We start from the raw sequence: 24,641 nt of genomic DNA on the forward strand, positions 1-24,641 counted from the left end.
TTTTATCATCTAGTTGCAGGAATATCATTAGTAAATATATGTCCTCTTCTTCCAATCCCTTTTCCTGGTTTTTGATAACCAACATGAGGTTCATGAGGTCCCATACCTATAGATCCATCACTTTTAACATTATTCCATTTAGGTATATCCATATTAACATTAGCTCCATTACCTGCGTCCCACTCTACAGGTATACTTTTACCATTAATATCTTTCCCCCATTTTGTAATTTGAAATTGCTCTCTAGGAACCCCTGTTCTTTTAAACGCTTCATTTAAAGCATCCCGATAAGTTCCAATTCCTCTTAAATCAACATCATAAATAGGGTTAAATTTCCATCCTCCTCCAGTTAATCCCTTACCTAAACCTTCTGTAAGTAATGCTATAGATACTCCAGCTACAACTTCACCAGTCTGGTATCCGGCTTCATAATTATCACCATTATAAAGATTATTACCAAAATTTGCAACTCCATTTATCTGCCCATAAATGCCAAAGCTAAAAGTATTAAGTAATGAATTTCCATAGTCATTCCATGTATAATTACTAACTGCATTACCAATTCCTCCTATTGGATCACTAATAAAATTACCAATTCCCCTAAAAGTATCTGTAAAGCCATTTCCCATACCAGAGGTAAATGTAGAAGCAGGAAATGTCCCTAAATCAACAGTCTGAATATTTCTTGTACCATCAGCTCCTATTGAATACTCTGTATGAGATAAGCTAAGCCCATTAACTTCCATATCCCCTTCCGAATTAAGAATATATGCTTCTAAACCTTCTATTTCTCTAGCATCTGTAACTCTGTTTTCAGAAAAATTATAATGAGACTGATAAGCATATACTTCACTCAGAGGATCTACATTGAAAAACCGTCCCAGATCAGGCATGTAATTTCTCCATTTAAAGCTATACCATCCTGTTTCCTGTAGTTCTTGCCCCTGATACTTATAATTATATTTGGAATTTTTCGCCAGATTATTATATCCCTCATGCTTCAATCCAAAAGGATAATAGTTGTTCTCTTCAAGAACTTCTAATCCGCTACCATTATAGAAATAACTCAAACGGATATTTCCTAAATGATCTGTATAATTGTAAATATACTTATTTTTAACAAAATCAAAGTACCCTTCTGAAGTTGGAACAAACTGTAAATCTGGTGATGGTGGAGGACAATCGATACAAGTAAGTCTCAAACCGTCCAATACATACTGAAATCCATTCAGATATTCAGTAACAGATTGTTTAAGGCTGGTATTTCCCATCCAGTCTCTCTGATAATATGAATATCCTTTTTTAAGTTTGGTTCCATCTGCACTGTATAAATAAGAACTGATACTCCCAAAAGGGCTTTTATTTCCATTCTTTGTTACAATAGAAGGAAGATCAAGAAAATTATACTTAATGGCATCAATCCCTTTATCCAAGTGATCAGTCATATTTCCATTAGAATCATAACTAATGGGATTCTGCCCTCCAGGATATCCAGCAGCATTCTGCTTAGTATCACGCACTGAAATAAGTCTGTTTCCTGAATATGTATAATTAAGAGCATCAATCTCTGTTGCGAGATTATTATTGTTTTTAGTGTTTCTTGCAAGGGCAGTAATATTTCCATTCAAATCATATTCAAGAGATTCATCGTAGAAGCTATTTTGAGGAACTGTAGCTAATGGCTCCGAATAATGCCCAAGCTTTAATTTATTATGTGGATAATAGCTATAAGAATATCTTTTCAATATATTATCATTCGATGTTTTCCAGTCAACCTCTGATATATTACCATTATATTTTGCCGGCGCATATCCTGTATTAATAGGATTATTGTAACGGATTGCATATGCGAAGAGCTTTCCATTAAGGCTTGACGGATCATTAATCTGCGTCATCCAGCCTCTGATATTATACTGATAATTAACAGTCTGCAATGGCATTCCCGGATTAGTTCCGCCTACCTTTTTGGTAACAAGTTCTAATAATTCATTATAATTATTTTGAGCAAGAATTTCCTCAGGGTTAGAATCTACCTGATGCTTGTGTATCAACAATCTGTTTTGGTGATCGTAGGTAAATTTTTCAGTAATAACCTTTTCAATATCTGCATTCAGCCTTTTATGCTTTGTAATGATTGTTTCGGGAGTTCCTGAAAAATCAAGCTTAGATTCTATTCTGGTATATCCTCCCAAGTGATTGATAGCATGAGTACCAATGGCTCTGCCTTTCAGATCGTAATAAGTATAGTTCGTAGTCCAGTTATCATCTTCTATATTCTTTACAAAGCTCATAACAGGCAGCCCTTTTGTGCTTCTGGTTGCAGAACTGGCAGCATCTGTTAAAATAGTGCTTCCCTGAATGTTTGAAGGAACGGACGGGTTAAAACTATACGAGGGATAAGTGTCATAGTAATTAACAGTATATACCTTTTCGATATGCTCACCCGGATAAGCTGCATTAGTATATTTAATACTTAATCCTGCGGAATTAAATCCTGTGGTGTTCCGATCTTCTGTTGATGGTTTTCCGTTATTAATATAATAATCAATACTTCCCTGCACCTGTTGTCTGATAAACTGAGCTCCGATATTGGCTATACCGGTATATATTACACGTGAAAATTTATCATACTTAGTAAACAGCCACTTACCGGAAGAACGCATATTGGCATCCTGAGTCATGATAAGCCTATTTGCCTTATCATATGCCATATATTCCCAGCCTTTACCTGGAAGTTTTTTTTCAACCAATCTTTTTCTATTATCATATCTGTACTGGTAGCAAAGGTTATCAAGAACTTCCGGTGTAAGTATAGAAGAAACAGCAGCCAGAGGTGGAATTACATATGCTAGATGATCATATTTATCATAAATATAATAGGTATCAATATTATTTGTTCCATCAATTCTTCTGATTAGTACAATATGGCCATAAAGATCTTTAAAAACGATCTTTTCATTATTATCTTCATCTTTTACAATGAATTTATATAGTGTGTTTTCTTCATAAAAAACTACTGTAGAGGGAGTCGAAATGTAAATCTGGTTACCATTATCCCAGGTTGTTGTAATAGAATATTTCTTTACACGATCAAATTCTGAATTAGCGTCATATTCGTACCTTACTGTGTGTCCTGATGTCATTTTCCAATCCTCTCCTGGGTTTGCAGATTGAAATACTCTGCTTAATGGAGAGGACTCAAGCTCTTTTTCGGAAAATGCATTAGTAACTCCATAATATGAATTAACCATACTTTCTGTAACTGAGCTTTGAATGCCAGCATTTGAGGTTTGAACCGGAACAGGTAAGTAATCTTTATTTTTTCTACCGAATTGATCATAAACCACAGGAACAACCAGATCATTTCCTAAGGGTGTAGATTTTATGGAAATAACCTGTTTTGGTCTGCCCAACCCATCCAGATACTGTACACTTTCCAACTGTTTTTGTACAGGATCAGAAGGTGCTGACAGATATGTTTTTTTATAGACATAATTTTCAGTATCTGTAAGACTCTGAGAATGGAGGCAATTAAAAATTACCCCCAATATTATCATTATTATTTTTCTCATGATTTAGTTTTTAAAATGGTATTTATATTCTTCTACCGGATTTCCATCTACATCAACAACTTTCTCTAGTTTGTTTTGTGCATTGTACTTATAGTATTCACGTAACCCATCAGGTCCTGTTACACTTGTTACTCCTATTAAAGGATCATAAGTATAGGTCGTGATCTGATGATCTTTAAAGGCAGCCGTTTTTCTCAGATCATCTAGCAATCCAATAAATAAATTCTCTGAAGCCATATCAATATCAGTATCTGAAGTATCCTGTAAACTTTCGATATTTATATTTGCATTTACATAATTATAGGTTGCTCCCACAATTTTTGCAATAGGCTGCGATTTATTATATCCCCAAATGATTGTTGTTGGTATTCCTGATTGATCGGTATATTGTAATACCCTACCGTGAGCATCATATAAATCGTAAGTCACTTTTGAAATTGCAGTTTCATCAGTTACATAATTATATCCTGTCTTTATATTTTGTATTGAAATTGGAAGGACTAAATTATTTGTTGCTGAATTTTTACCATAAATAGTTTCAGTTCTTGCAATCGGTTGTTGTTCTTCATTATATTTCGTTACAGATAAAGGAATTCCAATCATATTTTTTTCTTGAAGATCTGTAAATGGAGAATCTGAAGTTCCAAAGTCTACAGCATATTGAAATTTTATGGTTTTAAATTTTGAAAGATCATTTTTATTCGGATATTCTTCAATTTTATCGATAAGACTATAACTTAAATCTATTGGGCTTTGATAGTAGTATTTCTTTAAAGATTCTATTTTTCTCCCTCCTTTAAAATACTCTGTAGTAAACTCTGAATCTAATACTTTATCTGAATAATAAATTAAATAAGGGTCCATTCTAGAATTACAGTTTCCACAACCTGGTTGCGGAATATACCAAAAACCTCCAGGGTCGATTGGATGAGACGTTCCATAAGACTGCCAATTAGCAGTAAAAAAATTATAATCAACAGCTCTAGAAGTCAAATTTGTTATTACCTTATAAGTATAATTCTTTTCTAAAATGTTATTCAAATTAGAGTCAAAATATATTTTATTTTTTAACATTCCTCTCTCAAATGAAAAATCATTTTTTTTGGAAATCCTATTAATAGGTCTTAACCCATTCTGAACATAATAATCTGGAAAATCATTATAATCGTAAAATGTATGTTTTATATAGCCATTATTATTTTTTTCAAATACAGTACTATAAGCTACATTAGAAGTAAAAAAATCAGACTTTTGTTTAATTCCATTAGCAGACGATGTTCCGCCTGAGTTATAAACTGAAGGATTATAAGAGTCAGGAGATACTTTATAAACATTATGTCGAGCAAAAAATAAAGGTTCATACATCAATATTCCAGATGAAATGTTTTGATCCATCTCATCAAATGAATTATTATAGAAAAACTCCCTTTCTTTTTCTCCATTAATAATTTTTTTAATTCTTAATCCTCCTCCTCCATTTCGAAATGGCTCCATTAATAATGCCCCATTAAATGTATTATAAGTATTTGTTACTCTTTGGCTGAAAGAATGAGCTTCAAATACAAAATTTGTACTTCCTCCTGTGGGCCAAGTAATTTGTTGTAAAGAGCCATATAAAATTTTAGGAAATGTACTTCCTCTTGCGGAATATTTATTTGCTTCAAAATTTTCCCAAAACTTATAATTACCTGAATAGGATACAGATGTTGGATATCCGTTATAATATCCCCACATATCAGTTTTTTCTGACATATAACCAGGTAAATCATAAGGATTATTATATGAAAAACTATACTTTTCATCAGAGTTTTTAACAATTTGTCCCAAAAATACTCTCGGAGTTGCATCCCAATATTGAAATTTTATTTTATTTATTAGAGTATTAATAAAACTAAACTTTATTTCATCAAGTAAATAATGTTTATGTTTATATTGATTTGTTAAAGGTATTTCATCTGTAAATATTCTACCTAATTCAGCATTACTCCAAAACCTATTAAAAGTATTATAGGAGTCAAATAAATAATTATTAGAAGTGGTATATTTTATTGCATCTGTTTCTATATAATTAAATTCTGCTGTTTCTCCATTAAATAAAGTTATTTTTTTTAGATATGAGGGTTTGTAAAAATAACCACTTCCTCTATACATTTTCCAAAAATTTGAATCCGTAGGTACAACTTCAGAAAAACCAACAGTTGAGTTTTCATGTTCTATTGAAGACGAGATTTCAAAATTAGCTTCCGTATATAAGTTTCTAAGAAAATATTCTCCAGTCTTATATTCAAAATTATATAATATTTTACTATTAGGATCTATTACCTTTTTTAGGTTCCATTTCATGACATATGACCATATTATATCATTATCATAATAATTCCCTAAATTTATATCCATACTTTTTACATCATTATCCCCAAAAACATATTTAAATCCCTTGTCATCAATTAATACAAAGCGTCCTATTGATTTTCTATTATACCCTGAAGATAATAAATTGCCAGCCCAACCCATTCTCTTAATCTCATTTACTGGAATAATTAAATCAGTGTTTTCATTATAATCTACTACCGTTAAGTTATCTTTTGATGAAACTTTCCACTTCCCATCATGTCCCATAAAAAAGAATCCACTTTTACCAAAAAAATCAAAATAAAAAATATCTGGTTCTGTGTCCATTTTCCATTTTCCAGAAGGGCTACTCGCTATATCCATCATTTCATTAAGATTTTGTGATGAGTCCCAATTATTTCTATTTAAATAACCTTTAACATCAAAAAAGCCTTTTTGCCAGCCTAGTACCGTACCTAAACCTGGTTGGACCGTACCTGCAGTATACTTCAATTCATCAAAAGTCATCCCTTTTATTTTCCTTGTTATGGCTCCTCCGGCATTTAAATTCCAATTTTGCCCTACAACTCCTGAAACTTTGTTAACTAGAACTCCAGTAGCATCGTAACTTAAACTAATATCTAAAGGAAGATTATCGTGTTTTAATTGTTGAAGGGGAATATTAATATTAACAGCACCACTATATAAATCTACACCAAATTCTTTTTCATAATTTAGTGTTTTAATATTATCTCTATCCAGAGGGATATCTGCTCCTGCTTGCGCATTTAGCAAACAAGAAAATGTATATCCGAATAATAATATAATTTTCTTCATCTCATTTTATTTTTTAATAAGTTTAGCATTCGCTGTTTTATTGTTATCAGTTTTTATAGTTATCAAATAAGCTCCCTGTACCAAAGCTTGTGTATTAACTTTTGTTACTCTATTCTTAGTTTTCAGATTCTGAAGCTGTCTTCCACCCATATCATACAATAGAATATCTGCTTCTTTGAAATCAAAACCAATTTCTACATAAGCATAATCAGATACAGGATTTGGATAAATCTTAACATCATACTTTTCAACCAGTTGACTCACCTGCTTATCACCCAATTTTACAATCTTCCAATTCTCTTTTCCTAATTCTTCAGCACTAGTACCAGCTAGAATGATAGATCCATCTTTATTCAACTTAATATCTGAAAGTCTTTCTTGTTGCTTTTTAGATTCACCTTTCACATATTTTCGCCATTGCTCATTGCCATTGTGATCTAAATATAACATCCAAAATGTTTCATCATCATTTTGGATTCTTTCTTCTGCTTGTGTATATCCGCCTAATAAAATACCTTTTGAAGCCTGATCGTCAGCTGAGTTTATTACACTCATTCCCATCAAAATATCCCTGTTCTTAAAATTATAAGACTTCTGCCACTGCTCTTCTCCCTTCTCATTCAATGATAACAACCACAGATCAGTGCCTTCTTCTATTCCAATTGTTTTATTCCCCGATCTTTCAGATCTCGATTCACCACCTATCACATAACCTGTTGAAGTTAACGCCAATACTCTTAAATGGTCATCAGCTTTCCCTCCATAATTTTTTTCCCACTCTACCTTTCCGTTTTTGTCCAGTTTTACAATCCAATAATCACCTTCCCCCCAATTATTACTGCTTTTAGGATAGTAGTTTTCATTATGTAAGTTTTTTTTACTTGACTCTCTAGTTTCTAAATCAACATTAGTAGCTTCAACGCTTCTCGAATAAATCCCTACCAATACACCTCCATCCTTTGTGGGAATCATTTTTTCAACTTCATCCAAACCATTACCTCCAAGGATTAATTCGGAAAGTTCTTTACCGTTTTTATCTAATTTAATGATCCATACATCTTTAGACCCATAACCTTTAGAATGATTCTGTACATTTCCGGCAACAAAGAACCCAAAATCGGTTGTCTCTACTACACCTCTTGCTTCTTCATCTGAAGAACCTCCTAAAGTCTTTTGCCATAACTCATCACCAAATTCATTAAGCCTTATCAGCCATATATCGGATCCACCTTTAGAATTATCTTTTTTGTCCAAACCTTTTTCTGAGTAAGAAGTCCCTGCTATAAAAAAGCCTCCTTCCTGTGTGGAAATAGAAGCAGAAAGATAATCATGGTTTTGTCCGGCAAAATACTTTTCCCATAGCCGTTCTCCCTGTTGATTGAGTTTCACCAAATGAAAATCATAACCACTGTTCTGGTTGTTTTCTGTCTCCAACTTAGCTCCGTCTGAATGTATAGAGCTTCCGGAAATAAGATACTGTTGGTCAATAGTAGTAGTGATCTGGCTTAAAAAATCCTGAGTAGAAGATTTTATATCATTCTGCCATAATATTTCCTGAGCAGAAATGCTCAAAACAGTACATAAAGTACATGTAGATAAATAAAGTTTTCTCATATCTGTGAATAAGATTTGCTGCAAAATAAAAACATTTTAATATTATTTTAACATTTGTTAATAAAGATTAATATTGAAACTTAGGACATTTTAAAAACAAAAAAGCCAACAGAAAAACTGTTGGCTCGGATTCACAAAAAACAAGTGTATATAAAAAATATATAAGTCTATTACTTTCTCCAGAAGAGATTCCCGTCATTCATCAGGGCTTCTATTTTGGAAATTCTTGAGACGGCTTCTGCAGAACATGATGCATCTGTCAAAACAATTGCAGCTTCATCACCTGGTTTTGGCCATTGTTGTTTACCTTTTTCGTCCAAAGGAACAGTGCTCTGAGTCGCAAACTGTAATGCTCTGGACAATGCAAATTCTGTAGCATAACCATATAATTCAGCAATCAGATTGGCTTTCTGCAGCATACTTCCCGATCCGAAAGTACTCCAGAAATCCTGTACATTATCATTCCCGATCAAAACATTTACTCCATGTTTCTTCAGCGTTGGAATTGGCATAATTGTCTTTTTAAATGGTACGGAAGATGCAATTCCTACTTTTCCTTCTGCCAGTCTTTCTGCAATCTGATCAGCTTCTTTTTGCGAAAGATGTGCTAAAGCAAAAGCGTGACTTACAAAAGTTTTTCCCTGAAGAGCTGGATTTTCAATAGCTTTATCAATCAGATAATTAATTGTTTTCATCCCGGAATCCCCCACTTCATGCAGGTGAATATCAATTCCTTTATTATGATCAAGAGCAAGCTGTACTGTAAAATCCATTACTTTTTCAATACTTCCGTCAATACTTAAAGGATCTAGTCCTCCGATAAAGCCGACACTTTTAAGCTGTGCGGCATCTTTCATTAAGGGTGCAGATTCAGTATAGTATACTCCGTGTTGTGGGAATGCCACCAATTCAGCTTTGAAAGAGTCTTTTTTATTTTGAAGTGCCTGTTCAAGATGTTCCAGAGATTTCAAACCTGATGTAGGATCAATATTAAAGTGAGTTCTGGCGAAATGAGTACCATAATGCTGTTGCAGACTGATCAACTGCTCTGCCCTTTCTACTGAAGTTTTCAGAAGTTCAGGAATAATTTCCTGTTCGTATGCGATCATGTCCTTTACCGTTTTTCTTTTCGGTGAAAGTGCCTGCCATGGTAATCCGTATAAAGTTTTGTCCAGGTGAATGTGCATATCTCTGAACGCAGGAAGCATCAGGTATCCTTTTGCGTCGATTGCATTCGAAGTTGGTTCGTTTGTTTTGACTGCTTTTATTTTTCCATCTTCAATGTCGATACTGAAAAGATCTGTTTTTGTTCCGATTACTTCTTCATTTTCGTATTCAAAACCTGTTTCCAGGCGGACATTTTTCAGGGAATATTTTCCTTTCGCAGTTAATTGATATGGAAATTGCATGATTTAATATTTTAACATTACAAAATTACACCGGCTTTGTTTCAAAACCGGTGTATCAATTATGTCTTGTGTTGTATAAATTATTCTTTGAATTGAGATGGTGTCATCCCTGTCTGCATTTTAAAGAACTTTGAAAAGCTGGCATGATCATAAAACCCCAGATCATATACAATATCTTTTACAGACATTTCTGAAACCTTCAAAAGTCTTTTCGCTTCAAGTAGAATACGGTCCTGAATAAGAGATGAAGCCGAAGCATTAAGATTCTTTTTACAGACAATATTCAGGTAATTGGCAGAAATATTCAGTTTATCTGCATAAAATGAAACGGATCTTTCCGTTTTAAAATGTTCATCAATAAGATGTAAAAACTTTGAAATAATCGGATTTGAATTATAAACTTCAAAGTCTTTAAACGCTCCTTCCACAGATTTGCTTACCAGTAAACCGATCAGTTCGCTTCTCTTTTGAATAAGTTCCCAAAACACTTTTTCCGTTTTCAATTCTTTTTGAATTGCCTGGAATTCATACAGAAAGTTTGCAAAAACCTCATCAGATAAATTAATAACCGGATGATTCTGATAATAAGAAGCCGAAAAACGCAGAGACGGCAAGAAACTTTCAAACCAATCTCTGCTGATCATTAATTGATATCCTACCGTTTCCTTTTCAATCACCCATTGATGTACCTGATCTGGAAAAACAAGGTGAATCTGATGATCTTTAACCTGATATTCTGTAAAGTCTATGGTATGCGAGCCTACTCCGTGTTCAAAAAGATTGATGATAAAAAAGTCATGTTTATGGGGATCATCAATGGAACGTGCCCCGTAAAGTTCATTAAATAACAAATTACAGCCCTTAAGCTGATCTTCACTGAACTCCTGGATTCCCAAAATAGGAAAATGATCTGTATGATAACTCACGCTCCCTGAATTTCTTCTAAAATTAATAAAATTTATCACAGAAAAAACTAAAATAGCCACAAAAGAAACAAATGTATCCTTTGTGGCTGAAAAACACCAACTAAATTATATATCTAAATTTTATAAACAGTAGTAAATGATGGTTGGAAGAACGCAAGATTCAAATTGATTAAAGCTTTACATGATAAGATACAAAGATGTTAAAACTAGCCCTAAACCTCTCTGTATTATAACTATAATCATTAGTTCATTGCGTTTCCAACCTCCTACAGCATAAGAATGTCTATGATTTCAATATTTTTGCAATCTCTTCAAATCCTAATTGCTCTGCATGCTGCAAAGGCGTTTTCCCATTATGATCAGGGATGGTAAGATTGGCTCCGTTATCTTTTAAGATCTGTACTATTTCCTGGTATTTCTGGGTTCCGTTTCCAAGGATTACTGCTTCCATTAAAGCCGTCCATCCCAAACGATTAACATGATTGATCGGAAAGTCTTTAGTTTTTACCAAAACCTTTACCGTTTCTACATGTCCTCTTTCACAGGCTGGAATTAAAGCCGTTCCATTATAACGGTTGAACAGATCAAAGCGGGCACCATTTTCAAGAAATAATTTTACAAGCTCAGTTTGTCCGCTTGCTCCTGCATATAAGAATGGGCTGTCCAATTGGTCATCCTGAAGATTTACATTTGCTTTATATGAAACCAGCAATTTTGCCATTTTGGTTTGTTTCTCAATGGTTGCAATCAATAGTAAAGAACGACCTTTTCGATCCTGCGTATTTACATCTTCTCCTTTTTCTAAAGCAGATTTTACCGCATCAATATTATTCTTCTTTACCATGTTTATGATATCTTTTTCCTGCATCATTTCTTCTTTTGGAAAATCACCGGGCTTCTCTTCACAAGCACTCATACTTCCGAATGCTAAAAGAAACACTAATACTTTCTTCATTTTAATTAAAATAAAGGGTTAGAAAACAACATTTCCCTGATGTACCAGCGATTCTACATTCGAGATTCTTGATACAGCTTCTGCAGAACAGCTTGCATTCAACAAAACAAAATCTGCTTTATCTCCTGCTTTAGGCCATTGCTGAGTTCCTTTATCATCTAGCGGAAGTATATTACCTGTGGCAAGTTTTAAGCTTCTTGATAATAAAAACTCCGTTGAATATCCATATAATTGCGCCATTAAATTGGCTTTCTGAAGCACGCTTCCTGTTCCGAAAGTATTCCAATGATCTACAATACTGTCATTTCCGGTCAATACGGTTACATTATGCTTATATAATGTTGGGATGGGCATGATCAGCCTTCCAAAAGGAATAGTAGAAACCACTCCGATCTGTGCTTCACTAAGTTTTTCAGCAATTTCTTCCTGTTTTTTTTCGTCTAGTTTCGCTAATATAAAACAGTGACTCAGATAGGTTTTGCCTTTCAAAGATGGGTTTTCATTTACCTTTTTGATCAGATATTCTACAGTTTTCAATCCTGAATCTCCGGTTTCGTGTAAGTGAATATCAATTCCTTTTTTATTGTCCAATGCTAGCTGAACTGTAAAATCCATTACTTTTTCAATATCTCCGTCCACGTTGAATGGATCTACTCCACCGATAAAATCAATATCCATTTTTGCTGCCTCCTTCAAATAAAGTGCAGAATCTGTATAAAAAACACCGTGTTGTGGAAATGCTACCAATTCAGCCCCGAAACTGTTTTTCTTATTTTCTAAAGCTTTCTGTAGATTTTTTAATGACTGGAGCTTTGAAGTAGGTTCAATATTCACATGACTTCTGGCAAATGATGTTCCTTTGGATTGCAGCAATTCGATCATCTTTTCAGCCTTAAAAGTTGAATTCTTCAGCATTTCAGGGAGCATTTTCTGCTCAAGCTCAATCATTCCCTTTATACCACCGGTTCTTTTTCTTACGGCATGCCATTGATCTCCATAGAAAGTTTTGTCAAGGTGAATATGCATATCTTTAAATGCAGGTAACATTAAGAGACCTTTTGCATCTATAGCTTTTGCATTAGGCTGGTTCGGAGAAATCTTTGTAATTTTTCCGTTCTCTACTTCTACATAGAACAAGTCTGTTTTTGTGGCAGATACTTCTCCTTCATCGTATTCAAATCCTGTTTCCAGACGAACATTTTTAAGACTAAGTTTTCCCTTTGCTGAAATATTTTTCTCATCAAAAAACGGTGATGCTGTCATTATATTAGGTAGTAAAGTTAATCCTGCCATTGCCAATGCTGAATTTCTGATAAAATCTTTGCGGGACATATTATTGTCTGAAGTCTTCATTTCCAATCTATTTATGACAAAATTAAAAAGAACTGCGGGGAACAAAGTGTATGGTTTATTACAAAATCTGTATAATTTATATTTTTTATAATCTAGATAAAAATCTCTACAATAATACATTATCTGTTATTTTCTTACTAAAATAATTTCTTATATCTGTTTTATTAAATTATAAATCAACCACTTTAATACATTTTACGCAATAAAACGCCAGCTTCATTTTTTTAAGTAAAATTTATATTTGTAAGAAAAAATATATGACAAAATTGATTAGTTTGATTTTAATTGGTGCTGCTCCTATTTTATATGCTCAGGTAGGTATTAATACAACAAACCCTAAAGCAACTCTTGATGTTACAGCAAAAAAAGATTCTACAACGGTTGAAGGTTTATTACCTCCAAGATTGACCCGTGCAGAACTTACAGAGAAAGGAAATACGTTGTATGGACCAGAACACGATGGAGCAATAATTTACATTAATGACACTTCCGGAGGTGATGCACAAAGCCAAAGACAATTTATCGAAGGTAAAGGACTCTATATTTTCGATGCAGAAGCTGAGAATAATGAAGGAAGGTGGATGTGCCTATTTTGCTACGCTTCTATTTAATCAATTTACAAATACAAAAAGAGACTGGATTTAAATTTACTTTTTAAATATGAAAAAAATTATTAGCTGCTTTTTAATAGCTACATCATCGGTCGTATGGGCTCAAACAGGAATTAATACTGAAAATCCTAAAGCAACTCTAGATATTACAGCAAAAAAAGATATTTTGACTATTGACGGATTACTTCCTCCGAGATTAACCCGTGCAGAACTTACAGAAAAAGGAAATACCTTATACGGAGCAGAACAGGATGGCACTATCATATATATTAATGATATTTCCGGAGGAGATACAGAAAGCCAAAGAAAAAATATTGATGGTAAAGGACTCTATATTTTTGATGCCGATGCTGCCAATAAGGAAGGGCGATGGATGTGTTTATTTTGCTACGGCTTTGCTTAACTTAATAAACTACAGATAAAAAAAGAGACTGTCTCAAAAGGCAGTCTCTTTGTATTTATTTATTAGAATACTCAAATTTTCTAACGGCTTCCAGTGTCATATCAATTTCTTTTTCTTTGATCGCATCACTGATGAAGTATGTTTCATAACCACTTGGTGGCAGATAAACTCCATTCTGAAGCATTTGATGGAAGAAGTTATTGAACAATGAATGATTAGCTTCCTGTGCTTCATCAAAGTTAGAAACTCTGTTTGTATGGAAGAATACAGACATCATGGAACCTTTTCTGTTGATTTTATGAGCAATTCCTTTTTCATTTAAAATCTTTCCGATTTCAAGATCTAAAGTCTGGGTTGTTTTACTTAATCTGTTGAAAAATTCAGGATCATTTTTGATTAACTGTAGGGTTTTTAATCCCGCTCTCATTGCTAATGGATTTCCACTTAATGTTCCAGCCTGATAAACACCTCCTTTTGGAGCCAGGTGATCCATAATTTCGTTTCTTCCTGCAAAAGCTCCTACCGGAAGTCCACCTCCAATTACTTTTCCGTAAGTTACTAAATCAGCTTTTACATTGAATAATTCCTGTGCTCCTCCGAAAGCTAATCTGAAACCTGTCATTACTTCATCAAAAATTAATAAAGCTCCGTTTTCATCACAGATTTGTCTTAGGTTTTGTAGGAAATCATTTTCCGGTAATACACATCCCATATTCCCTGCAACCGGTTCGATGATCACCGCTGCAATTTCACCCGGATTGTGACGGAATAAATCCTGAACCTGTTCAAAATCATTATAACGAGCCAACAATGTATCTTTAGCAGTACCTTCCGTTACTCCCGGAGAATTCGGGTTTCCAAAAGTTGCCGCACCACTTCCCGCTTTAATCAGGAATGAGTCTGAATGCCCGTGGTAGCAACCCTCAAATTTTACAATTTTGTCTCTCTTAGTGTATCCTCTTGCCAGTCTGATTGCACTCATACAAGCTTCTGTACCTGAAGAAACCATTCTGATCTGATCGATATTCGGAACGTTTTCAACGATAAACTTGGCAATTTCAGTTTCCAGCTCTGTAGGAGCACCAAAGGAGAATCCTTTTTCTGCCTGAATTTTCAGTTCTTCCAGTACTTCAGGATGTGTATGTCCTAAAATAGCTGGTCCCCATGAATTGATGTAATCGATATAGGTATTGTCATCTGCATCAGTAAGGTAAGCACCTTTTGCCGATTTCATAAAAACAGGCACTCCTCCTACGGATTTGAATGCTCTCACCGGAGAGTTTACACCTCCCGGAATGTATTTGTAGGCTTCATCAAATAAAGCCGAACTTCTTTGATACTTCATTTTCTATTTTTTATTATTTAACCCTCAAAATAAAGGGTACCATCTTCTCCTGCATAATTTTTCTTCCCATCAATCATTATATAATACAACTGGAAAGGATTACCATTTTTCCAAAGCTGCATATCCCGATCAAACTTCCCGTCTAATACTTTATTATTGGGAAGAATTGTTTTAAAAATTAAATTATTCTGATGATTGGGATCAGGCTCTGAAAGATATATCAATTGATGAACATCTACCAAAGCAATTTCATGATATTTATTAGGATATACCTCGCGGGAATAGATATCTATAAGTCCCATTAAATTTGAAGTATTCATTGTATAAATATATGGAATGCCTTTATAATACTGCCATCCTATATGTGCAAGCTCAGGTGTATTTAAAAAGATTTTATGAAGTTCAGGAATGTAAATCCCAATATAGGAATCACCAGCTTTTATTTCTATAAAATCTCTTTTAAAATTGAGCTCATATTGGTGGTTATTATAGGGCTTCAACATTTCAACATCTTCACTGTTAAGGTCATCCCAGCTCAATACGGGCTCCTTTATATCTTTTCTACTGAATGGTTCTATTCCCCATCCCCATCCTCTATCACCTACCGGAGGTCTTGCATTTTGGATTTGCTTTTCCAGACGTATCTTTGTTTCCATGGAATAATAATAGTAATCCCATCCATCAAAAACCAAAAATTTACCTTTATCTACAGCTATTGGTTTATCAGAAATAAATGGCATAACAAGCGTTGAATTGGAACCAATGATTCCAAATTTACCATTTAGTTCAGCATGAAAACCTTTCACAGAATCATCATACCAACTTATATCGTTATATTGTGGTTGGACTGTAATAAATTTCCAAGTATCGCATAATCCCCATAATTTTCCTTTTCTGTAAGGAATATAATTTTGTTCCTGAGAAAATACTGCACATGAGATCAACATCAAAAATATCAAAAGATATTTAAAAGTCATATTTAATATTTTCATGGGAGTATAAGATATTAGTTTCTAGGTTTTTTATCAATCAGATAAATCAGCTGTCCTGCAGATGGTTTCTGTCCTTCATCCATTCTGTTTTTAGCATACAATTTATGGAGTTTGATTCCGAATTTCTGGGCAATATCATGCATATTTTCACCAGATTCTGCTTTATAAGTGGCTGTATTTCCTGAAGAGTTTTTAGATTCAAGGAAGACGATAGAGTTTTTCTTCAATGTTTCGTTTTCCAATTCATTCCACTTCATTAGTCGGCTTTCGCTGACTTTAAATTTATTAGCAATGAATTTAACATCGGTATCTTCTGGGATAATGATATATTTCAGACCGTCATTCGGGTGACTTTTGATAAGAATAGCGTTCAGAATCTCTGCTTTTGTTTTGATTCTTTCTACTCTTTTTTGCTGTTGTGCATAAGAAGTCTGTTTGTAAGGAACTTCTACAGTAACGGGTTCTTTAGCTTTTTTTCCAGCTTTTGAAGGTTCCAACTGAGCCATAAAAGTTCTGTCGTCTTTCAGATCCGGGTACATTTTAAGAACAGCATACAACACTTCATTAGAATTGGTGTTGTCATATTCGTATAGTCTGTACTTTTCAATTTTAGTGATAAGAATGGAAGCATAGCGCGGATTCGTTGCATATCCTGCTTTTTTCAATCCTGTTGCCCATGCTCTGTAATCCTTCATATCCAGTTTGAAAAGATTTGCATAGTATTTTCTGGTGGATAAAAATATAGAGTGATCTTCATAAGACTGTCTTGGATCGTCATATACGCGGAAACATTCGTTTGGAGCGTCATCCGTATGTTTCATAGTTTTACCGGTCCAGTCTTCTTTACATTTTATTCCGAAGTGATTTTTACCTTCCTGTGCCAATCTGCTTTGTCCCCCGCCTGTTTCAAGAAGTCCCTGAGCAAGAGTAATAGAAGCCGGAATTTTATATTTTTCCATTTCTTCTACTGCATATTTAGCAAATTTCTGAATGTATTGATCTTCGGTTGCCCATCCCTGAGCAGAAAATTTTGATACAACTAAAAGGCTTATGGATAGGAAAAGTCTTTTCATGTTTCTCAATTTTACTTATATAATTAAATTTCTATTCTGTTTTTCTAAAAGCAGATTAGCACCTTCAATTCCCTGTAATCCACCTGTATGAAAGCACAAAATCCTGCTGTTTTCAGGAAAATATCCTTCTTCAATCAGTTCAAAAACCTTCTGCATCATCTTTCCTGTATAAATCGGTTCCAGAGGTATATCGTATTTATCTTTGAAATCATTGATAAAACGGATATTTTCATCACTTATTTTACCATAACCTCCGAAACATGAATCTATTAGATTAAAATTCTGCTTCAAGGTTAATTCAAAAATTTTACTTTCAAGTGAAGCATCGTCAACAACCTTAAACCCTATAACTTTCTGATTTTCTTCACAAAATTTTGAAATTCCGGCAATGGTTCCTCCAGTTCCAACTGCGGTGCAAAGATAATCAAAATCTTTTGTTTGCTCATTGAGCATCATTTTTACGCCTGCTACAGCTTCTTCATTGGTTCCTCCTTCCGGCACCACTAATGCGTCTGGGAACTCTTGTTGCAGGAATTCTGTCAGCTTTTCTTTATGACGATATTCTTCACGGGTGACAAATTTCAGGTTCATCCCGTTTCTTTTGGCAAAAAGTAATGTAGGATTGTCTCTCCATTTATGTTCCAGTTCTTGCCCTCTAATTATTCCCAGAGTGGGAACACCTGCAAGATTCCCTACAGCGGAAACTGCTGCTATATGATTGGAAAAAGCACCTCCAAAAGTAATAATATAGGGTTTCTCCGGATTTCCCTCCAGATAATGATTGATATTATAAAATAATTTCCAGTATTTATTTCCTGAAATCTGGGGATGAATCAAGTCTTCTCTTTTGATGAAAAGTTTTACGTTTTTATGAATGGAAATTTCCTGGATGGGAATATTTTCTGTGGGAAGTTGTAATAGCATTTTAGTTTTCTGGACTATTCATGGTTTATAGAATACAAAAATAATAAAAGATTTACTTATGATTTTTCCAGGATTACCTTTGGTTTTTACAGATAGTTATTGATTGTTTTTTAACCACAGATAATACAGAATTTGTGAAATTATTTGTGTTATTTGTGTTTAAATATAGGTTTTGGCTAAAGCCATTGGATCTTGGCTTATTTTATTAGATGGGCTTTAGCCCATCCCTATTGATGCAGCCATTCATTCACAATCTGATATCCGATGTCTGATGTCTGATGTCTGATGTCTGAAATCTAACACTTTTACAAATATTTCCTAAAGTTCCAGAATTTTCTTTTTTTAAGGTAATTCAAATCATGTTCATTAGCATAAGCTTCTCTTTCAAATGAGATTCTTCTGTAAGCAAGATAACCGTCTTTAAGTTTGAAAAACCAGTAGTAATATTCTATGACATAAAAGATATAGAAGAAAATGACAAGCATTTCCAGCTGCTGTCTCAAATGAATTTTTTCGTGATTGATAAGTACTTTATTTTCCTTATCTTCGGGTTTCCTAATGAAGATAAAGGGAAAAAGAGCAATGCCATTAATTTTTAATCTTTTTAACGGCTTTTGGCATACAATTATCATACTAACAAATATAAAAAGTTTTTTGACTTGCGTTTAACTTATGGCCCATTATGACATCAAAGAAGGTGAAGACTTTTACTATAATGAACAGGGATACAAGGTTTTTACAGAGAAATTTCATCTAAAAAGAGGACATTGCTGTAAAAGCGGTTGCAGACATTGTCCATACGGGTACGATAAAAAGACTGATACATTCATTAAAATTGATAAAAAAAATAAATAAAATGAAAAAATATATTTTTATTTTGTTGGCGGCAGCTACATTGGGATTAACGTCATGTAGCCCTTTTCAGGTGCGTTCAGATTATGCTGAAACAGCCAATTTCAATTCTTACAGAACGTATAAAATAAGAATTGATGATCTAAAATTGAATGATATTGATAAAGACAGGGTTCTTAACGAGCTTTCAAGACAACTTCAGGCTAAAGGACTACAATCTGGTGAGAATCCGGATCTGATTATCAACGTAAAAGCTAATCATAAAAAAATTACGGATATCAATACGACTTCTCCTTACGGAATGTGGGGATGGGGCGGACCTTTCGGATGGGGCGTTGGTATGAACAGAACATGGACCAGCAATTATAATGAAGGGGCTTTGATCGTAGATCTGATTGATTCAAAAACCAATAAATTGGTATGGCAGGGTATCGGAAGCGGGATTTCTGTAGATTCTCCAAGATCTAAGCAGAGACAAATTCCTGAAATCATGGCTGAGATTATGAAAAATTATCCGCCACAGAGAAAATAAAATTCTATAGCTATTATTATATATGCCGGTACTTTTGTGCCGGCTTTTTTATTTTCAATTACCCATTATTAATAGTTATATTTTCATAAAATATTTAATATCAATGTATTTTATAAATCAAATACAATTCACTAGCGAAATACAAATGCGATACATTCAAAATTAATGGTAATGTAATTTTTTATTCACAAAAATGTAGTAATCTTGTTGTGAAATTATATTAATATGAAAAAAATCATTCTATTCACTGTATTTGCGGGACTTGCGAATGCTCAGGCTCCTGCAGGATACTATAATGCTGCCAATGGACTGAGCGGTGCAGCATTGAAAACGGCATTAAGCAGTATTATCAGTAGCGGACATCAGGATAAAGGCTACAACGGATTATGGACTGCTTATAAAACCACAGATATTGACAAAGACTATGAAAATGATGGGTCAATCCTTGATATTTATTCTGAAAAACCTGTAGGGGCAGATCCTTATAAGTATATGCCAGGAAGCAATCAATGTGGAACCTATTCTACTGAAGGAAACTGCTATAACAGAGAGCATATTGTTCCTCAAAGCTTGTTCAATCAATCTTCACCAATGGTATCTGACGTTCACTTTATCCGTGCTACAGATGGAAAGGTAAATGGAATGAGAAGTAATTATCCTTTCGGAAAGGTGGGAAGTGCAACATTTACTTCTAAAAACGGTTCAAAGCTTGGTAATTCTTCTTCTTCCGGGTATTCCGGGACGGTTTTCGAACCTATTGATGAGTTTAAGGGAGATGTAGCACGTATGATTTTCTATTTCGTAACGCGTTACCAGAGTAAACTTTCTTCTTTTTCTTCAGGAAATATGCTTGGAAGTTCTACTTTTCCGGGACTTCAAACATGGGAATTAAATGTTCTTCTTGCATGGCATAATCAAGATCCGGTTTCTCAGGCTGAAATCAAAAGAAATAATGCTTCTTATACATATCAGGGTAACAGAAATCCTTTTATTGATAATCCGAATTATGTAAATCTTATCTGGGGTTCTCAGACTCCAACGAATGATACACAGGCTCCGACAGCTGCAACAGGTTTAACTGTTTCAGGAAAAACGTCCAACAGTATTTCTCTTACATGGAATGCTTCTACAGACAATGTGGGTGTGTCTTCATATGATGTTTATATGAACGGAAGTCTGAAAACTAATGTGAACTCAACTTCTACAACAGTTACAGGATTGAATCCGTCTACAACATACAGTTTCTATATCGTTGCTAAAGATGCTGCTGGAAATTCGTCGTCTAACAGTGCTACTGTTTCAGGAACCACGGATGCAGGTGGAACCACTACTCCATCTACAGGTTGTGCGAGTGAAAATTTTGAGTCTATTCCTGCTGCAAGTTCTACTTATTCTACAAAGACATGGACTAACAGCGGTATTTCGTGGACAGCTACGGATTCAAGAACTGATCAAACAATCAACAATAAAGCTATTACTGTAAGAAACGGTTCTTTAACTTCAAGCAGTTATGGAAATGGTATTGGTTCTTTAACGGTTACTACTCAGCTTAAATTTTCAGGAAGCAATGGTGCTCTTGATGTAAAAGTAAACGGAACTACGGTAGGAACGGTACCTTACAGTACAACGGCTACAACTACAACGATCAATAACATTAATATTTCAGGTAATGTAACGGTAAGCCTGGTCAATAATTCATCAGGTAACAGAATTGCTATTGATGATCTTACATGGACTTGTTATTCTGGTTCTTCTGCCAAACAAGCTCAGAACGTTGCCCCTGAAGCTACACAGAGTTTTAAAATCTCTCCCAACCCAATCACAAACCAGGAGATTGTTGTAAAGGGAGATGTTCAGAATGTTAAAAAAGCTGAAATTTATACTTTACAAGGTAAAGTTCTTCAGACGATCGACAGACCTTTCAGAAATGGAAATGTAATCAGAACTGTCAATCTTGGACAGGGAGTTTATATTCTTAAACTGGATGGTGTGACGACACAGTTTTTGGTAAAATAATTTAGGTATATCTATAAAAAAGGTTGATCTTCTTGTAAGGTCAACCTTTTTTGTTTTTATAGTTTACGGGTTTTGACACCAAGGTTATTATTTTACAAAGTCTTTTTCTTTATAAATCACAAAGTTTTCATTACGACGAATGATTTCCTTTATTTTGGGGTCCAATCTATTGTTTTGATAAACGCTTAACGTGATATAATAATATTGATCTATTTTATTTTTTCCGTTACTTTTTGTTTCCTGTTTCTGTTTATTTTTTGATCGTGTTAACTGACAGAAATAAGAAGCGGTATTCCATTGATATACCAAAGCTTCATCCAAAAAAAGGGTTTTACATACTGGATTTGTTTTAAATTTCTCTGTAATGATATTTACTAATAATTGAAACTTTTTTTCATCTCCTTTAAATTCTGCAGAAGCGTTGTATGCTGCGAGTTCATTTTTCGCGTTTGTCAGCAAATGAAGAACATCAAATTTAAAGTTCCCTTCTACAGACAGGTAGGGCTTTTCTGTTTTCTTTTTAAAAATATTATACTTAAATCCGCAGGTATCATCATCTTCGAACAATTGCTTTGCTTCTTTTTCTTCACATGTCTTATTCACAAAAACAGTTTTAAAAGGGTCAGCTTTGGATGTAATTGCATTTACATTCTCATCGAAAGTAATCTTTAGCAAATCAAAGTCTCCACAATCAGCACAAATATTATTGGTATTCTGTGATTTTGCATATGAAAACAGAAAAAGAATGACACAAAGGTTGATCGTTTTTTTAAACATAAATGAGATTTTGGTTAACAATACATTCTTACTTTTTGGAACATGTCCAAAAGCTTACGATAGATACAAAAAAAATAACATTTTTCATAGATTAACGTATTACTTCAAGACCGTCTTCTAATTTCTTTCCCTCTGGAAGATACAAATAATAATTTCTGAAGTTAACAATTGTACTTCCTTTTTCATTTTTATATTTTCCCCATAAAGCTGAGTTTGATCTTAATCTTGGATCTAAACTTTTCTGTTGTAGAGTAATTAACTTACCATTTCCAAAAATTTTAAAGTCATAGTCTTTAATTTGTTCTAAAGCATACGACCCAATAGTAAATGGTTTTAAGTAAGAGTTTTTGGTATCCAATAAACTTTGTTCATCATCATATGAAGCTTGTGTAGTTTCTTTTTCCTTTTGAAATAAGAAAGAAAATACTTTATCTTTTTCCTTATTCTTGTATAAATTCCATTGATTTTGATAAAAATTCAGAGTAGTTTCTTCTAACTTTTTTCGGTCCAACTTTGTAAGATCCTGCCCCTTAGTCCATCCAACATTTTCATAAGGAACTGTTGCATCAAACTCATAGGTTATTTCATAATACTCTTTTCCTGCACCTTCAAATTCAGGAATTGCCATATCATTATGCTCGCCAGCCATTTTTATTTTTGTTGGGAGCTTAAATTCTTTAACTGCTACAGAGTTATATTCGGAATCTTTTTTATCTACATATTCTATTTCTAAATTACATGACACATTCGGAGATAATACATTTCCTGATCTGCTATATTCTTCTGGTGCCGGATATAAGCGTAAAGTTATTTTCTGCTTTCCACTTTTAAGTATACCATTATTAATATTGTAAGGTGTCATTTCCTGCCCATAGTTAAATAATTTTGCTATAGGATAATCATTAACAAGTACTTCATAAAGACATAAAGAGTTTCTAACATACACCTGATATACAGGTTCTTTTGGATAATGCTTTATTTCTTTAAGCATTGTTGGAATATAATTTTCGGTAGTTAATATCGGATTAACCTCTTGCTGTTTTTCAGCTTGTGAACATCCCCAAAGATTTACAACAGATACACAAAGGAGAATTACATTTTTCATAAGTTAACGTACAACTTCAAGACCGTCTTCCAACTTTTTACCCTCTGGAAGATAAAGATACAATCCTAATGAATTACCATATGTATCACCATTCTCAACAGAATCATAATATAATGCTGACTCACCTCTATATAAAGATTCATCATTTGCTTGTTCAAGCTTTATAATTTTACCATTTCCATAAAATACTTTTTTATATTTTTCTAATGAATACCATTTTTTCACAGTTTTCAAATTAAATAGATATTCGTCCCATATTTTAGATATCTCTTTCTTATCCTGATATTGTGAGATGGCATCTCTTTTCATTGAACCGTACTCATTTTTAGCAAGTTCATCAGCTTTATTAGAAGAATAAATATTTTTATAATAATTATAAAATTCCACAGTTTTTTTCTCTAAGAGCTTCTGATCTAATTTTGTAAGATCTTGCCCCTTACTCCAACCTTCGTTTTCATAAGGAACTGTTGCATCAAATTCATATGTGATTTCATAATACTTTTTTCCTGCTCCTTCAAATTCAGGAATTTCCATATCATTATGTTCTCCAGCCATTCTAATTTTTGTAGGAAGTTTAAATTCATTAACTGCTACAGCATTATAATTAGGATCCTTTTTATTTACATATTCTATTTCAAGTTTACACGACGTATTAGGAGAAAATGTATCACCTGATCTGCTATATTCAGCTGGTGCTGGATATAAACGTAACGTTATTTTTTGTTTACCACTTTTTAGAATAGCAGTATTAATATCATAAGGTGTTGCTTGCTGTGCATAATCAGATATCTTTCCAATAGGATAATCATTAACTAATAAATCATAAGTGCACAATGAGTTTTTAACATATACTTGATAAATTGGCTCCTTTGTATATTGTTTAACTTGTTCATTTACTTTTTCTACAATATTGGAGGAATTAATTTCAGATTTCATATTATTATTTGATTTTGTCTGTTGTGAACAGCTAAACATACTGATTGATATTGCTGTAAGTAATATAAAACTTTTCAT

At 33.6% G+C, this 24,641-nt stretch carries 20 protein-coding genes; 5 read left to right on the forward strand and 15 right to left on the reverse strand.

From position 1 onward, the window contains the following. Positions 1 to 5 precede the first annotated feature (5 nt). From BBI01_RS18235 to BBI01_RS18265, 7 genes are all read right to left on the reverse strand, one after another. Entirely contained in the window at positions 6 to 3,572 is a 3,567-nt protein-coding gene (locus BBI01_RS18235) for a DUF6443 domain-containing protein (RefSeq protein ID WP_083190149.1), read from the reverse strand. A 3-nt stretch (positions 3,573 to 3,575) separates the two neighbouring features. After that, positions 3,576 to 6,740: a hypothetical protein gene (locus BBI01_RS18240; protein ID WP_065396077.1), complete on the reverse strand. Its 3,165-nt coding sequence runs from the start codon at positions 6,738 to 6,740 to the stop codon at positions 3,576 to 3,578. A 6-nt stretch (positions 6,741 to 6,746) separates the two neighbouring features. Further along, positions 6,747 to 8,354: a T9SS type A sorting domain-containing protein gene (locus tag BBI01_RS18245; protein ID WP_065396078.1), complete on the reverse strand. Its 1,608-nt coding sequence runs from the start codon at positions 8,352 to 8,354 to the stop codon at positions 6,747 to 6,749. A 170-nt stretch (positions 8,355 to 8,524) separates the two neighbouring features. Next, positions 8,525 to 9,763: an amidohydrolase gene (locus BBI01_RS18250; protein ID WP_065396079.1), complete on the reverse strand. Its 1,239-nt coding sequence runs from the start codon at positions 9,761 to 9,763 to the stop codon at positions 8,525 to 8,527. A gap of 80 nt (positions 9,764 to 9,843) precedes the next feature. After that, positions 9,844 to 10,689, reverse strand: coding sequence for an AraC family transcriptional regulator (locus tag BBI01_RS18255; protein ID WP_065396270.1), 846 nt, complete (start codon positions 10,687 to 10,689; stop codon positions 9,844 to 9,846). A gap of 283 nt (positions 10,690 to 10,972) precedes the next feature. Then, complete coding sequence (locus BBI01_RS18260; RefSeq protein ID WP_065396080.1) at positions 10,973 to 11,644, reverse strand: ankyrin repeat domain-containing protein; 672 nt, start codon at positions 11,642 to 11,644, stop codon at positions 10,973 to 10,975. 18 nt (positions 11,645 to 11,662) lie between these two features. Then, entirely contained in the window at positions 11,663 to 12,997 is a 1,335-nt protein-coding gene (locus tag BBI01_RS18265) for an amidohydrolase (RefSeq protein ID WP_065396081.1), read from the reverse strand. Between the two features lie 257 nt (positions 12,998 to 13,254). On the opposite strand from BBI01_RS18265, the gene BBI01_RS18270 reads away from it, so the two are divergent. Next, entirely contained in the window at positions 13,255 to 13,608 is a 354-nt protein-coding gene (locus BBI01_RS18270) for a phage tail-like protein (RefSeq protein WP_065396082.1), read from the forward strand. A gap of 49 nt (positions 13,609 to 13,657) precedes the next feature. Beyond that, positions 13,658 to 14,011, forward strand: coding sequence for a phage tail-like protein (locus tag BBI01_RS18275; protein WP_065396083.1), 354 nt, complete (start codon positions 13,658 to 13,660; stop codon positions 14,009 to 14,011). Between the two features lie 55 nt (positions 14,012 to 14,066). On the opposite strand, the gene hemL is transcribed toward BBI01_RS18275, so the two are convergent. The 5 genes from hemL to BBI01_RS18300 form a co-directional block, all read right to left on the reverse strand. Continuing rightward, positions 14,067 to 15,356, reverse strand: a complete 1,290-nt coding sequence (gene hemL, locus BBI01_RS18280) for a glutamate-1-semialdehyde 2,1-aminomutase (RefSeq protein WP_065396084.1) — start codon at positions 15,354 to 15,356, stop codon at positions 14,067 to 14,069. Positions 15,357 to 15,373: 17 nt separating this feature from the next. After that, positions 15,374 to 16,333, reverse strand: a complete 960-nt coding sequence (locus tag BBI01_RS18285; protein ID WP_123862173.1) for a hypothetical protein — start codon at positions 16,331 to 16,333, stop codon at positions 15,374 to 15,376. A gap of 29 nt (positions 16,334 to 16,362) precedes the next feature. After that, positions 16,363 to 17,421 (reverse strand): glucosaminidase domain-containing protein, encoded by a 1,059-nt coding sequence (locus BBI01_RS18290; RefSeq protein ID WP_065396086.1) that lies wholly within the window; start codon positions 17,419 to 17,421, stop codon positions 16,363 to 16,365. 15 nt (positions 17,422 to 17,436) lie between these two features. Beyond that, the gene (locus BBI01_RS18295; protein WP_065396087.1) at positions 17,437 to 18,345 is read right to left on the reverse strand and encodes a 1-aminocyclopropane-1-carboxylate deaminase/D-cysteine desulfhydrase; all 909 of its coding nucleotides are present in this window, start codon (positions 18,343 to 18,345) and stop codon (positions 17,437 to 17,439) included. 305 nt (positions 18,346 to 18,650) lie between these two features. After that, positions 18,651 to 18,977 carry a hypothetical protein gene (locus BBI01_RS18300; protein ID WP_065396088.1) on the reverse strand — a complete coding sequence of 109 codons (327 nt, stop codon included), beginning with the start codon at positions 18,975 to 18,977 and terminating at the stop codon, positions 18,651 to 18,653. Positions 18,978 to 19,017: 40 nt separating this feature from the next. Here BBI01_RS18300 and BBI01_RS18305 point away from each other — a divergent pair, with 40 nt between their 5' ends. From BBI01_RS18305 to BBI01_RS18315, 3 genes are all read left to right on the forward strand, one after another. Then, positions 19,018 to 19,200: a C1orf53 family protein gene (locus tag BBI01_RS18305; protein ID WP_065396089.1), complete on the forward strand. Its 183-nt coding sequence runs from the start codon at positions 19,018 to 19,020 to the stop codon at positions 19,198 to 19,200. A gap of 1 nt (position 19,201) precedes the next feature. Continuing rightward, on the forward strand, positions 19,202 to 19,729 hold the full coding sequence (locus tag BBI01_RS18310; protein ID WP_065396090.1) for a DUF4136 domain-containing protein: 528 nt from the start codon (positions 19,202 to 19,204) through the stop codon (positions 19,727 to 19,729). A gap of 225 nt (positions 19,730 to 19,954) precedes the next feature. Continuing rightward, positions 19,955 to 21,745 (forward strand): endonuclease, encoded by a 1,791-nt coding sequence (locus BBI01_RS18315; protein WP_065396091.1) that lies wholly within the window; start codon positions 19,955 to 19,957, stop codon positions 21,743 to 21,745. 87 nt (positions 21,746 to 21,832) lie between these two features. Here the strand turns inward: BBI01_RS18315 and BBI01_RS23015 are convergent, their stop codons facing one another. From BBI01_RS23015 to BBI01_RS18330, 3 genes are all read right to left on the reverse strand, one after another. Further along, positions 21,833 to 22,522 carry a hypothetical protein gene (locus BBI01_RS23015; protein ID WP_065396092.1) on the reverse strand — a complete coding sequence of 230 codons (690 nt, stop codon included), beginning with the start codon at positions 22,520 to 22,522 and terminating at the stop codon, positions 21,833 to 21,835. A gap of 91 nt (positions 22,523 to 22,613) precedes the next feature. Beyond that, a complete protein-coding gene (locus BBI01_RS18325; RefSeq protein ID WP_065396093.1) occupies positions 22,614 to 23,627 on the reverse strand; it encodes a hypothetical protein in 1,014 nt (337 codons plus the stop codon). A gap of 3 nt (positions 23,628 to 23,630) precedes the next feature. Beyond that, entirely contained in the window at positions 23,631 to 24,641 is a 1,011-nt protein-coding gene (locus BBI01_RS18330; protein ID WP_065396094.1) for a hypothetical protein, read from the reverse strand.

Source organism: Chryseobacterium artocarpi, from assembly GCF_001684975.1.
GTDB lineage: Bacteria > Bacteroidota > Bacteroidia > Flavobacteriales > Weeksellaceae > Chryseobacterium > Chryseobacterium artocarpi.